Origin of the sequence: Caulobacter radicis, assembly GCF_003094615.1 — a bacterium.
GTDB lineage: Bacteria > Pseudomonadota > Alphaproteobacteria > Caulobacterales > Caulobacteraceae > Caulobacter > Caulobacter radicis.
Window position 1 is genome coordinate 65470 of record NZ_QDKO01000030.1, and the last position, 12427, is coordinate 77896.

Genomic DNA, 12427 nt, shown 5'->3' on the forward strand with positions numbered 1-12427 from the left:
GGACCTGCTCGTCATAGTCTGGGGCGAACGGCGCTGTGAGTTACTTTTCCAGCATCGCGACCAAGTCGTCGATCACCGCCCGTTTCGCCGGCGCCAGGACGCCGTCGTCCATTTCCGACAGCCACTCGAACAGGACCAGCGCCTCGCCCTGGGTCAGCGTGAGAGCAAGGTCGTCGCTCACCAGCTCACGCTGGCCCGGGTCAGCACCAGGGTCTTGTCCGAGATCCCCCAGCCCATCAGGCCCTCCGGCTTGGCGCCCGGCGAGGGTGCGGCGCGGGGCCAGCCTTCGCGGGTTTCCAGGGCGGCGGCTTCGACGCGGCCGGCGCCGTTCAGGCGGCTGAAGCTCAGGGTCACGCCGTTGGGATCGGGGGCGTGGTAGGTCAGGCTGGTCCACTCGCCGCGCTTGGTGGTCAGGGGCACGGGACGGCCGTTGAGGCGCGCGCCGGCCAGCATGCCGTCGGGCTTGATGCGCAGGGTGACGTACTCGGCGCCGGGGCCGGGGATCACCCGCACCAGCAGGCGCTCGCCGGCGTGTTCCATGATCAGCTGCGGCGGATCCAGCGGCACGGGCCGGGCCTCGGCCATCCAGACCTTGGAGCGGAAGAACGGCGGCAGCTCTTTCTGGGCCGGGGTTCCGCCCTGGGCGACCAGGGCGCCGCGCGACCAGGCGTCCAGGCGCGGCAGGGTCGAGATCCGCCAGGCCTGGCCGCTGGACAGGTCCGACAGGTGGGCGGCCTCGGTCAGTTCGGGCCGGGCCGGCGTGGCGCCGGCCAGCACGGCGTAGGCGACGAGGCCGCCGCCGACCGCCGCCACCAGGGTGGCGGGGATGGCCGCCAGCTTCAGGGCCGAAAAGTCGTGGGCCAGCGGGATCAGGGCGGGCAGGGCCAGCAGGCCGAACGCCGCCAGGATCGCCGGTAGGCCAACGCCCAGCCCCGCGAAGGTCCACGCGCCCCACGCGCCGACCTGGACGACGACCACGATCGCCGACAGGGCGACGCAGGCGGTCAGGGCCCAGGCCACGCGGCGGTCGCGGGTGCCGCCCTTGGCCAGCACCAGAACGGCGGCCAGGGCGGCGACCAGCAGTGGCCACACCGCCATCACAGAGCCGCCGGGCAGCAGGACCATGGCCGCGACGGCGATAGCCAGCAGGCCGACGAGGGCGCCGATCCAGGCGCCGAGCACGCCCACCGGCTTGCCCAGCGACGCCCAGACCAGCACGGCGCTGGCGACGCCCAGGCCGGCGCCCACGGGGTCGAGGGCCGGCGGGCCGCCGATCAGGCAGGTCGCGCCGCCGGCCGCCAGGGAAAGGAGGCTCGGCCAGATCCGCGCCGCGCCCTTGGCCTGGCCGATGACCACGGCCAGGGCGACGCCGACCAGTATGGCGGTGCAGCCCAGCAGCAGCGGGTCGAACCGGCCGAGCAGGGCGTAGTGGGCCTGCAGGTCGGCGACATGCAGCAGCTTTCCGGTCAGGTGCAGGACGAGGCCGCCCGACGTCCCGACCAGCAGGAAGCCGGCGAGGCCCTTGAGCAGTTCGACGACGCTGGTCCCCCGGATCATCAGGCCGCGGGCCAGGGCGTACAGCACCAGCACGCCGGCCAGGGCCAGCAGGCCCCAGGCGACCTCGACCGGATAGCTGACCAGGAACAGGCCGAAGACGTCGGAATAGACGGCGTTGGGCGCCTTGCCCGGCAGGGTCTGGGCCGTCGCCAGGGCGCGGGCGGTGGGCAGCACCTGGTCGCCGAAGTGCTGCAGGCTGCCCTGGTCGAGGTGGTCGGCCTTGGCCAGCGGCGTGTGATAGGCCAGTTGGTCGTCGATGAAGGCGAAGTTCAGCCCCGGCAGGCCGGCCTTCACCGCGTGGGTGAAGTCGGTGTCGTTGGGCATCTTTTCATAGACCGCAGCGGCCAGCGAGTTGGCGGCCGGCCGCATGGCCTCGCGGGCGAAGAGGGCCATCAGGGCGCCGTTCTGCGGACCGGTCTGGAACATCGCCGCCCGGCCGCTGTCGCCGCGCGCTTCCATGTTGATGACCACGCCGATCTTCTGGCGCAGCGGGTCGCGGGCGAAGAACGCGTCGGCGCCCAAGAGGCCCTGTTCCTCGCCGTCGGTGAACAGGAAGATCACGTCGCGGGCCGGCGTCGGCCCGGCCTTCAGGGCGCGGGCGACCTCGAGGGCGGCGGCCACGCCGGCGGCGTCGTCGGCCGCGCCCGGCGAATTGGCCACCGAGTCGTAGTGGCTCATGATCAGCACGGCGGGCTTTGAGCGGTCGGCGCCCGGCAGCACGCCGATGATGTTCTGCACCGAGCCGGCGACCAGCCAGCGGCCGTCGTTGCGCGGGCCGGTGTAGCCCTCGTCGGCGCGCACGGACAGCTCCAGCCCCAGCGACGAGATCTTGGCCATCAGGTGGTCGCGCACCCGGACGATGTCGGTCGAGCCGGTGGGGTGGGGGCGCAGGGCGATGGTGCGCACGTCGGCCATGGCGCGCTGCGCCGAAAACGCGTCGGGCGGGGCGCTGGCGGGAACGACTGGCGGCGATCTCTGCGCCAGGGCGGCCAGCGCCAGGCCCAGCAGCAGGCAGATCCAGAAACCCAGAAGTCTGATCGCTTTCATGCGCGGCTCGCCCTCGCGTCCATCCCCGGCGGTTCGCCCCCTCGGCGAGGGTGCGGGTGTTCGCGCGCGGGGGGAACGGGAAAGGCGGGCGTGCGGAGCGAAAATGGGCCCCAGGCGCTAGGGTTTTCCCCAGCATGGCGGCACGGGGCGGCCGCGCTATGCGTCGGGTCCTCCGTCACTTCTATCGAGGTCATCGATGAGCATCGTTCCCGCCTTCGCGATCCTGGCCATGCTGGCCGGCGCGCCGCCCCAGGCGACGGGGCCGACCGAGGCGAACGGCAAGGCGATCGCCATTTCCGGGACCGACCATGTCGAGACCCTGGCGTGCGAGGGCCGCGCCGTGGCGATCACCGGGGTCGACAACACCGTCACCCTGACCGGCGTGTGCAAGAGCCTGGAGATCTCGGGCAGCGGCAACACCGTCACGGCGACCATCGCGCCCGGCGGGGTGCTGTCGGTCACCGGCACGGACCAGAAGGTGCGCTGGCGCTCGACCGGCGAGGTCCGCCGCAGCGTGACCGGCGTCGACAACCAGGTGGTTCGGGAGAAGCCTTAAGGTCGCGCCTTCGGGATCGGCGGGCAGCGGTAGGCGGGCTTCAGGCGCAGCTGGGCCTGTGTGAGGGGAACGGTGCGCTCGGCCTCGTCGTCGCCATAGGTTCCGATCGTCGCCTGGCCGGCGAAAGGCGGCGGCTGGCCGGGCTGGCGCTCGCCGACCTTGACCAGCATCAGGCCGCCGAGCGCGTCCAGATCGCCATTGGCCGGGCTGACCGCGGCGGCCCCGACCGAGGCCTGGCCGACGATCGTCCCGGTGACCGAGCTGTCGTTGCCGGCGCTCACAACCCAGCCGAAGGGCACGCGGCAGACCGCGACGATCTCGACCCCGAAGGTCTCGATGTCGAAGCGGTCGGCATAGTCGTTGGCCCCCAGAGGCAAGGCCCCCAGCGACAGCAGATGGTACGGCGGCGGCGCGGGTTCGCAGGCGCTCAAGGCCGCCGCCAGGATCAAGGTCGCCAATGCCGCCCGCTTCATGCCGTCCCCCTTCGCCGCCCTGATGGACGCACGGCGTAGGCGCGCGGGCAAGGGAGGATCGCGGCCGCCGTTGCGCCCGCCGCGCCCGGCTGGCACGGTCGCCGCCGAGCGGTCCTCGGCGCCGCGCGGAGGCGCATCGTGACCCCGTTCCACCACCTGCTGGCCAACAATCTCGTCGCCAACATCACCAACTTCACGGTCTGGTTCGCCCTGACCTTCTACGTCTATCTGGAGACCCGCTCGGTGTTCGCCACCGGCATGATCGCCGGGGTCTATCTGGTGCTGACGGCGGCCTGCGGCTTCTGGTTCGGCAGCCTGGTGGACCATCACCGCAAGAAGACGGCGATGCTGGGGTCCAGCCTGGCCTCGCTGGGGCTCTACGTCCTGGCGCTGGCCGTGCACGAGGCGGCGCCGAAGGGCGCGATCGCCGATGTTGGCCGGCCCTGGCTGTGGGTGTTCATCGGCCTGTGCATGCTGGGGGTGATCGCCGGCAACATCCGCGGCGTGGCCTTGCCCACCCTGGTGACGATCCTCATTCCGGAGGGCCAGCGCGACAAGGCCAACGGCCTGGTGGGCATGGTCAGCGGCATCGGCTTCCTGACCACTTCGGTGATCAGCGGCTTCCTGGTGGCCTGGGGCGGCATGCGGCTCAGCCTCGCCTTCGCCCTGGTCCTGACCCTTGCGGCCTTCGTCCACCTGCTGGCCGTGCAGGTCGACGAGCCGCGCGCCACGGCGGAGGCCGGCGAGCACGCCGCCCCGCGCCGGGTGGACATCGCCGGCACCGTGCGGGTGATCGCCGGGGTGCCGGGCCTGTTCGCCCTGATCCTGTTCGCGACCTTCAACAACTTCCTGGGCGGGATCTTCATGGCCCTGCTCGACGCCTACGGCCTGTCGCTGGTGTCGGTGCAGGCCTGGGGCCTGCTGTTCGGCGTGCTGTCGACGGCCTTCATCCTCAGCGGGATCGTCATCGCGCGGACGGGCCTGGGGCCCAGCCCGTTGCGCACCCTGCTGCTGGTCAACCTGGTCACCTGGGGCGTCTGCTGCGTCTTCACCCTGCAGTCGTCGATCTGGCTGCTGGCGGGCGGCTGCTTCGTCTGGATGCTGCTGGGGCCCTATGCCGAGGCCGCCGAGCAGACCACCCTTCAGAAGGTCGTGCCGCTGGAGCGCCAGGGTCGCGTCTTCGGCTTCGCCCAGTCGGTGGAGCAGGCCGCCTCGCCCCTGACCGCTTTCCTGATCGGCCCGCTGACCCAGTTCGTGGTCATCCCGTTCATGACCAGCGGCGCGGGCGCCGACGCCATCGGCGACTGGTTCGGACGCGGGCCCGACCGGGGGATCGCGCTGGTGTTCACCCTGGCCGGCGTGGTCGGCGTGCTGGCCACCGTGGCGGCGTTCAACTCACGGCCCTACCGGCAGCTGAAGGCGGCGTACGCGGCGGGGTGAGCGACGAGAAGAAGCGGCGGGTCGTGATCCTCAAGTGATCCTGCGACCGCTGCTCGGCTTTCGATTGCGAACCAGTTCTGCAGCGATCTGGCTGAACGACGCTGTCAGCGTCTCGGCGATCTGGCGCATGTCTGCCTTGGCCTTGCGGGTCGTGATATGTGTCAGGACGACCGACCATACGGCGTTGGCGACACCGAACAGCGCCAGCAGTAGTTCAACGCGGTGCGAGTCCAGTCCCATCAGACGCCCTTCAGCTTTGCCGCCAGGCTCAGCAGCTTCTTCGCTCCCGATTTCTCGCGGCGGCTCTTCGACTTCAAGGTAGTGCGCCCGAAGCCGAGCGCGATCATTCCGCCAGCGCCCAGGAAAACTACTACGACAGGCACGGCGGCGCCACCCGTCGCAAGGGTCAGGGCGATCGCACCAGTGGTGACGGTTACCGCTGGCGCGAGACCTGCCCTATCCAGCAGGTCGGCGGCGTCATCCGCGTTGCCGGCGGCCTCTTCCAGCTTGTCGGCGGCGTCTTCGAGAAAAAGGATCAGCAGTTGTCTGAACTCGGGGTCGTTCAGTTCCCTTACAAGCCGCACGAGTTCGAGCTGCGTCGAGACATCGCTGGCGATGGCGAGCAGTTGGTCGGGCGTAACGTCAATGCTTGGCCTAGTTTCGAGGTAGACCTCTCTGGCGCGGTCATAGAAGACACGAGCGAGGCTGAGGTCTGGCAAGGACATGCGTGAATGATGCCGTTTGTACTCCTTGGGAACAAGCTCTGATATCGGTGTCATCCATGCATCGATCGGCCAGAGCGGCTGGCTTTGTTCCGTCGGCTCTCATCACTTCCAAAGAAAAAGGGCGGCCCGCCAAGGCCGCCCTTTCCCTGCCCCAGGCGCCCGTCGCCGGGCGCCCTAGCTGTTTCGATTAGAACTTCGCCCGCAGGGTCACGCCGTAGGTGCGCGGCGCGCCGAGGAAGGCGTCGTAGGTGAGGGTGTCGGCGGCGGGGTTGTAGACCTTGTTGGTCGCCGACAGGCCCGACGAGCCCTGCAGCGGGCCGTTGAACACCACCTGGTAGTAGTCCTCGTCGAACAGGTTCTGGGCCCACAGCTCGACGGCCCACTTGTCGTCGGCGTCGCCCAGGCCGACGCGGGCGTTCACCAGGGTGAAGGCGTCCTGCATCTTGAAGGGGAACAGGTCCGAGCCGGTGTTGTATTCCGAGGAATACTTGGCGCCGATGTTGTACTTGGCCTTCAGCGTGCCGCCGACGGCGTGCTCGTAGGTGATCGAGCCCGAGGCCGACCATTCCGGGGCGAACGACATCTGCGAGCCGGGCAGCAGGGCCAGGGCGTTGGTCGGGTCGTTGGCCACCGGCTGGTCGCCGTACTCGGTCTTGGCGTAGGTCAGGCCGCTCTGGACGGTCAGGCCGCGCACCGGGGTGAACCACAGGAAGTCGACGTCGACGCCCTTGGAGGTCACTTCCTCGACCGAGCGCACCGCGAACGAGGTGCCCAGGAAGGTGTTCAGCTGGAAGTCCGAGAACTTCTGGTAGAAGCCCGTGACGTTGAACAGAACCGTGCGGTTGAACAGGGTGTTCTTCAGGCCCAGCTCGTAGCTGTCGACGAACTCGGCCGGGAACGAGGTGTCGTTGATCGGCACCACGCCGACACCGCCCGAGGGCGTGCCGTTCGACGACTGGGTGCGGTCGAGGTTGAAGCCGCTGCCCTTGTAGCCGCGGGCGTACGAGCCGTAGGCGAACACCGACGGGTTCAGGCGGTAGCTGGCCTTGACCGTGCCGGTCCACTCACGCTCGCTCAGGCTCTGCTCGGTGCCGCGGCCGTTGAACAGCGGGTTGGCCCAGGGCAGGCACATGTTGCCGACGACGGTCGAGACGATGCTGGTGCCGGTGGCGGTGCCGAACAGGGCGGCCGGCACGCCGCGGCCGACCAGGGTCGAGGCCACGCGGGCCTGGCCCGCCGGGGTCAGCAGCACGCCGCAGGCGTTGGAGGCGCCGGTCTGGTAGGTGGACAGGTCCTTCTCTTCGGCCGTGTAGCGCAGGCCCACGGTGACGTCGAAGGCGTCGGTGATCTTCAGCGTGTTGTTGGTGAACAGCGCGATGGTCTTGGAGCGCTGCTTGTAGGTGTCGTGCAGGCCGGTGCCGGCGGTGAACGAGCTGCCGTAGGGCAGGGCGGTGATCTGCGAGGCGAACAGCGCGCTGTTGGCCTGGTTGACCGTGATGCCGGCCGGAGCCAGGGCGCCGGCGACGCCCGACAGGACGATCGTCGACATGTAGGCTTCATAGTCGGCGCCGAAGCGGAAGTTGGCTTCGTTGTCCAGGCGCTCGTCGGCCAGGAAGGCGCCGACCAGCCAGTTCAGGCGCTCGGTGCTGCCGGCCAGGCGCAGTTCCTGGCTGAAGGTGGTGAACTCGGCGTAGTTGGTGCCGTCCTTGGCGCGATAGGTGATGTCGGCCGAGGTGAAGTCGCTGTCCTGGCCGCTGTCGATGCGCCAGTTGCGGATGGCGCTGATCGAGGTCAGCGTGCCGATCGGCAGGTCGATGTCGGCCTGCAGCGAGACGCCCTTGTCCTCGATCTCCTGCGGGGCGCCGCGGTTGGAATAGGCCACGCGCTCGAAGGGCTTGGCCGGGGTGGAGATGCCCGGGCCGGTCGACAGGGCGTTGATCACGGCCGCGGTCGGGCCGGTGCGGATCTGCACGGCGCCGCAGCAGTTCTCGTCGCGCTTGGTGTAGTCGGCGATGATCTTGAAGGTCGAGTTGTCGTCCGGCACGAACAATAGCTGGCCGCGCACGGTGTAGAAGTTCTGGTCGGCGTCTTCCTTCTCGGTGCTCGGGCCCTCGCCCGTGACCACGTCGTTGAAGCCGTCGCGCTGGCGGGCGGCGGCGTAGAGGCGGCCCGCCCACTTGTCGCTGCCGAACAGCGGACCGGTGACCGAGGCGGCCGCGCCCTTGGCGCCGTAGTTGCCGGCGGTGACCTCGGCGTTGGCGCCGAAGCCGAACTCGGGCTCCTTGGTCATGATGTTGATGACGCCGGCCGAGGTGTTCTTGCCGAACAGGGTGCCTTGCGGACCTTTAAGCACCTCGATGCGGTCCATTTCGCCCAGGTCGCCGAACGACACGCCGTTGCGCGGGCGGTAGACGCCGTCGATCACCACGCCGACCGAGCTTTCCAGGCCGGGGTTGTCGCCGACGGTGCCGACGCCGCGGATGCGGGCGGTGGTCGAGGCTTCCGACGTGGTCGAGGTCACGGTCAGGCCCGGCGTCAGGATCGTCAGGTCCTTGATGTCGCGCACGCCGGTGTCCTGCAGCAGCTTGGCGCCGACCGCGGTGACCACCACCGGGGTGTCCTGCAGGTTCTGCTCGCGCTTCTGGGCGGTGACGATGATGCTGTCGACGGTAAGGGTTTCGGGCTCCTGGGCGGCCGCCGCGGCCGAGTCCTGAGCATGGGCGACGCCGACGGCGGCGACGCCCGCGAGCACGACGGCGGAGGCCGTGCCGCGAAGCACCTGGGTAAAGCGCATTTCCTACCTCGGTTCGTTATGACGAGAGCGCTTGCACCGCCCCCGCCGGTTTTTTGATTGGCCTTCACCCGAACGATCGTTCGAATGGACAGCCAATGGTTATGGGCGGTCCGTATGCTCGGCAAGCGAAAACCTTGCTGTGAAACGGTTCGAAGGTTCCTGTTGCGAAACTGCGACAGCGTTATGCGAACATGCCGAGCTTCTTAAAACCGTCCTCTCGGCCGCCTCGACTTGCGCCGGGGGAGGGGCGGGCGCATCTGGCGTCCATGCCGGTCAACGCACGCTATCGCCCCGATTCCCGCTTCGCCCCGCTGGGCGGAGAGTTCGCCGACCCGGTGGCGGCCGCCGATTTTCCGGAAACGATCCTGCGATTCCGCAATGATCGGGCCGCCGCGACCGTGGGCCTGGAGACGCTGACCGACGCCGAATGGGTCGCGCACTTCGGGCGGTTCCAGCCCCTGCCGGGCGCCCAGGCCCAGCCGCTGGCCATGCGCTATCACGGCCACCAGTTCCGCTCCTACAATCCCGAACTCGGCGACGGCCGGGGCTTCCTGTTCGCGCAGACGCGGGAAGAGGGAAGCGATCGCCTGCTCGACCTGGCCACCAAGGGCTCGGGCCAGACGCCGTGGTCGCGGCACGGCGACGGCCGCCTGACCCTGAAGGGCGGCATGCGCGAGATCCTGGCGGCCGGCCTGCTGGAGGCCCTGGGCGTGCCCACCTCGCGGGCCTTCAGCCTGATCGAGACCGGCGAGGCCCTGACCCGCGGCGACGAGCCCAGCCCGACGCGCTCGGCGGTGCTGACCAGGCTGTCGCACAGCCACATCCGCTTCGGGACCTTCCAGCGCCTGGCCTATTTCGAGCGCGCCGACCTGATTTCCAAGATGGTCGACCACGTGGTCGAGACCTATTTCCCGCACCTGGCCGACGCGCCCGACCGGCCGACGGCGATGTTCGAGGCGGTGGTGACCCGCACCGCCCGCCTCGTCGCCCGCTGGATGACCGCCGGCTTCGTCCACGGCGTGCTCAACACCGACAACATGGTCGTCACCGGCGAGAGCTTCGACTACGGCCCGTGGCGCTTCCTGCCGCGCAACGACCCCAACTTCACGGCCGCCTATTTCGACCATTCGGGCCTCTACAGCTTCGGCCGCCAGCCGGAGGCCGGATTCTGGAACCTGCAGCAGCTGGCCACCTGCCTGGTGCTGGTCGCTCCCGACCAGGCCGGGCTGATCGCGGCGCTGAACCGCTTCTCCGACGCCTACAAGGACGGCCTGCGCGAGGCGATGATCGCGCGGCTGGCGGTGAAGAGCCGGGGCGCGGAGGCCGATGTCGAGCTGGTCAACGCCGCCTTCAAGGCCTTGGCGGAAGGGAGCAAGCTTTCCGGCGGCGAGGCCCTGCGCTGGGAGCCGTTCTTCTTCGACTGGTTCGGCGGCGAGGCCTCGGAAGGCCGGGCGCTGGAGGGGCCGCGCGGCGCGCTGTACCAGGATCCGGCCTTCGCCGACTTCCGGTCGCGGCTGTCGGGCTTCGAGCCGGATCGTCCCGCACGCCTGGAAAATCCCGTGTTCGGACGAACCGAGCCGGAGGAGCTGCTGATCGAGGAGGTCGAGGCCCTGTGGGCGCCGATCGACCAGTCCGACGACTGGGCGCCGCTGAACGACAAGCTGGCGCGGATCGAAAACGCTCGGGCGGCCTACGACTTCGATGTGTGAGCTGGACGACTGACATAAGTTTGAGGCATTTATGCCGCATGCTGAGTTTTCCGGAGTCGCACCCGGAACCAACGTCAAGCTTGCGATTTAAGCGTGCTGGACGGCGGTCTATCAACCCCGCGGCCGACCCCTTCCCCCGAGGGCGGCGGGACAAGGTGGAGAATAACGCATGCGCATCTTCCAACCGATCATGCTGGTCTGCGCCGTGGCCCTGTCGTTCATCGGCGCCCTTGGCCTTCCGGGCTGCGCCCGCGCCATCGGCGAAGCGCTCTCGGACGGACCCGAGCTGGCGTAAGCCAAGAGATCCTCCCCCTCTGGGGGAGGTGGCCCGGATGGCCGGAGGGGGGGGACGTTTTCAGCTTCCGCTGACGTCCCTCATCCCTTGCTCCTCCCCTCTCCGTCGGCTTCGCCGACACCTCTCCCAGAGGGAGAGGATCTATTGCGCCAAATCCGCCACACTCGCCGCAACTTCCGCGCGCGCCGCTCGCCGCCCCCTGGCGCGACCTCGCATAACCCTGTAATCGCCCGCCTCCCGATAAGGACCTTCGAGACCATGGCGCGCAAAGCCCCAGCCTTCATGACCGTCAGCTACCAACTCGACCTGCAGGTCGAGGGTAACGACGCGTGCATGCTGGAGGGGAAGACGGCCTAGGTCCGAAAGGATTTCGGGAAGTACGAAGAAAACCCCTCCTGGCCTTGGCCGGAGGGGTTTTTCGTTTTTGCGCGGAAGTTCCAACGACCATGACGCCGGGAGGGGCGGATTGGAAAGGAGAAGCCGATGAGCGGCTTCATGGACATCGAAAGCGGGGGCGCGCCGATCAAGGCGTGGACCCAAGGGGTGCCGATCGAGGAGCCGGCGCTCAAGCAGCTGCGCAACGTCGCCAGCCTGCCGTTCATCCACAAGCACGTGGCGGTGATGCCCGACGTGCACTGGGGCATGGGCGCGACCGTGGGTTCGGTGATCCCGACCTGGAAGGCGATCATCCCGGCCGCCGTGGGCGTCGACATCGGCTGCGGCATGATGGCGGTGCGCACCTCGATCCGCGCCGAGCACCTGCCCGACAACCTGCTTGCGATCCGCTCGTCGATCGAGGCGGCCGTGCCGCACGGCCGCACCGACAACGGCGGGCGCAACGACAAGGGAGCCTGGCAGACCGAACCCCCGGCGATCGCCGCGGCGAAGTGGGCCTACCTGAAGGCCGGATACGACGACATCGTCGACCGTAACCCCAAGGCCGCCCACCCGCGCGGGTTCGGGCATCTGGGCACGCTGGGCACGGGCAACCACTTCGTCGAGCTGTGCCTCGACGAGGCCGGCGACGTGTGGGTGATGCTGCACTCGGGCTCGCGCGGGGTCGGCAACAGGTTCGGGACCTACTTCATCGAGCGGGCCAAGCACGAGATGCGGCGCTGGTTCATCAACCTGCCCGACGAGGACCTGGCCTACTTCGCCGAAGGCAGCGACGGCTTCGTCGACTACGTGCGGGCGGTGGCCTGGGCCCAGAAGTACGCCCGCGCCAACCGCGAGGTGATGATGGACCAGGTCCTCTCGGTGCTGCGCGAGCGGTTCCCTGACCTGGTGGTGACGCAGGAGGCGGTGAACTGTCACCACAACTACGTCTCCAAGGAGAAGCACTTCGGCAAGGACGTCTACCTGACCCGCAAGGGCGCGGTGTCGGCCAAGGCCGGGGAGCTGGGCATCATCCCCGGCTCGATGGGCGCCAAGTCGTTCATCGTGCGCGGCAAGGGCAACCCGGACTCGTTCTGCACCTGCTCCCACGGGGCGGGCCGCGCGATGAGCCGCAACGAAGCCAAGCGCCGGTTCACGGTGGAGGACCACGTCGCGGCCACGGCCGGCGTGGAATGCCGCAAGGACGAAGGCGTGATCGACGAAACCCCGATGGCCTACAAGGACATCGACGCGGTCATGGCCGCCCAGAGCGATCTGGTGGAGATCGTCCACACGCTGCGCCAGGTGGTGTGCGTCAAGGGCTAGCCGCGTGACAGCCGAAAGTGTGTGCGGTTTCGGCGCCCGTCACGCGGCCACTTGGAGACGAGCCTGCGTGCAGGCTCTGGGACGCCGTCCGACCGAGAGGTCGGGCGGCGTTTTGCGTGCCGGGCGTGTC

The 12427-nt window shown here is 69.1% G+C and carries 11 protein-coding genes; 5 read left to right on the plus strand and 6 right to left on the minus strand.

Translation table 11 applies throughout. The features are described from left to right. Positions 1–40 precede the first annotated feature (40 nt). The gene (locus tag DDF62_RS25700; RefSeq protein ID WP_165832280.1) at positions 41–181 is read right to left on the minus strand and encodes a hypothetical protein; all 141 of its coding nucleotides are present in this window, start codon (positions 179–181) and stop codon (positions 41–43) included. Further along, a complete protein-coding gene (locus tag DDF62_RS17315) occupies positions 178–2604 on the minus strand; it encodes a M20/M25/M40 family metallo-hydrolase (protein WP_116490256.1) in 2427 nt (808 codons plus the stop codon). Before DDF62_RS17315 ends, DDF62_RS25700 begins: the two co-directional genes overlap by 4 nt. Positions 2605–2800: 196 nt before the next feature. On the opposite strand from DDF62_RS17315, the gene DDF62_RS17320 reads away from it, so the two are divergent. Continuing rightward, a complete protein-coding gene (locus tag DDF62_RS17320) occupies positions 2801–3160 on the plus strand; it encodes a DUF3060 domain-containing protein (RefSeq protein ID WP_116490257.1) in 360 nt (119 codons plus the stop codon). Here DDF62_RS17320 and DDF62_RS17325 read toward each other — a convergent pair. Next, positions 3157–3618, minus strand: a complete 462-nt coding sequence (locus DDF62_RS17325) for a hypothetical protein (protein WP_116490258.1) — start codon at positions 3616–3618, stop codon at positions 3157–3159. The two genes, DDF62_RS17320 and DDF62_RS17325, sit on opposite strands and share 4 nt — an antisense overlap. Before the next feature lie 150 nt (positions 3619–3768). On the opposite strand from DDF62_RS17325, the gene DDF62_RS17330 reads away from it, so the two are divergent. Then, the gene (locus DDF62_RS17330; RefSeq protein WP_244286855.1) at positions 3769–5073 is read left to right on the plus strand and encodes an MFS transporter; all 1305 of its coding nucleotides are present in this window, start codon (positions 3769–3771) and stop codon (positions 5071–5073) included. Between the two features lie 30 nt (positions 5074–5103). Here the strand turns inward: DDF62_RS17330 and DDF62_RS17335 are convergent, their stop codons facing one another. The 3 genes from DDF62_RS17335 to DDF62_RS17345 all read right to left on the minus strand — a co-directional run bounded on the left by DDF62_RS17335 (position 5104) and on the right by DDF62_RS17345 (position 8592). Then, entirely contained in the window at positions 5104–5313 is a 210-nt protein-coding gene (locus DDF62_RS17335) for a hypothetical protein (protein WP_116490260.1), read from the minus strand. Further along, positions 5313–5798, minus strand: a complete 486-nt coding sequence (locus tag DDF62_RS17340) for a hypothetical protein (RefSeq protein ID WP_116490261.1) — start codon at positions 5796–5798, stop codon at positions 5313–5315. The genes DDF62_RS17335 and DDF62_RS17340 overlap by 1 nt, the downstream gene beginning before the upstream one ends. Positions 5799–5985: 187 nt before the next feature. Continuing rightward, complete coding sequence (locus tag DDF62_RS17345) at positions 5986–8592, minus strand: TonB-dependent receptor (RefSeq protein ID WP_116490262.1); 2607 nt, start codon at positions 8590–8592, stop codon at positions 5986–5988. Positions 8593–8858: 266 nt separating this feature from the next. Here DDF62_RS17345 and DDF62_RS17350 point away from each other — a divergent pair, with 266 nt between their 5' ends. From DDF62_RS17350 to DDF62_RS17360, 3 genes are all read left to right on the plus strand, one after another. Next, complete coding sequence (locus DDF62_RS17350) at positions 8859–10301, plus strand: protein adenylyltransferase SelO (protein ID WP_116490263.1); 1443 nt, start codon at positions 8859–8861, stop codon at positions 10299–10301. 169 nt (positions 10302–10470) lie between these two features. Then, positions 10471–10596, plus strand: coding sequence for a hypothetical protein (locus tag DDF62_RS17355; RefSeq protein WP_101716832.1), 126 nt, complete (start codon positions 10471–10473; stop codon positions 10594–10596). A 483-nt stretch (positions 10597–11079) separates the two neighbouring features. Then, positions 11080–12297, plus strand: a complete 1218-nt coding sequence (locus DDF62_RS17360) for an RtcB family protein (RefSeq protein ID WP_116490264.1) — start codon at positions 11080–11082, stop codon at positions 12295–12297. Positions 12298–12427: the final 130 nt, after the last annotated feature.

Excerpts from the sequence above, each read along its gene's own strand:
- DDF62_RS17315 (WP_116490256.1), bottom strand. The coding sequence starts at position 2,604 with ATGAAAGCGATCAGACTTCTGGGTTTCTGGATCTGCCTGCTGCTGGGC.
- DDF62_RS17320 (WP_116490257.1), top strand. The coding sequence starts at position 2,801 with ATGAGCATCGTTCCCGCCTTCGCGATCCTGGCCATGCTGGCCGGCGCG.
- DDF62_RS17335 (WP_116490260.1), bottom strand. The coding sequence starts at position 5,313 with ATGGGACTGGACTCGCACCGCGTTGAACTACTGCTGGCGCTGTTCGGT.
- DDF62_RS17340 (WP_116490261.1), bottom strand. The coding sequence starts at position 5,798 with ATGTCCTTGCCAGACCTCAGCCTCGCTCGTGTCTTCTATGACCGCGCC.
- DDF62_RS17345 (WP_116490262.1), bottom strand. The coding sequence starts at position 8,592 with ATGCGCTTTACCCAGGTGCTTCGCGGCACGGCCTCCGCCGTCGTGCTC.
- DDF62_RS17350 (WP_116490263.1), top strand. The coding sequence starts at position 8,859 with ATGCCGGTCAACGCACGCTATCGCCCCGATTCCCGCTTCGCCCCGCTG.
- DDF62_RS17355 (WP_101716832.1), top strand. The coding sequence starts at position 10,471 with ATGCGCATCTTCCAACCGATCATGCTGGTCTGCGCCGTGGCCCTGTCG.
- DDF62_RS17360 (WP_116490264.1), top strand. The coding sequence starts at position 11,080 with ATGAGCGGCTTCATGGACATCGAAAGCGGGGGCGCGCCGATCAAGGCG.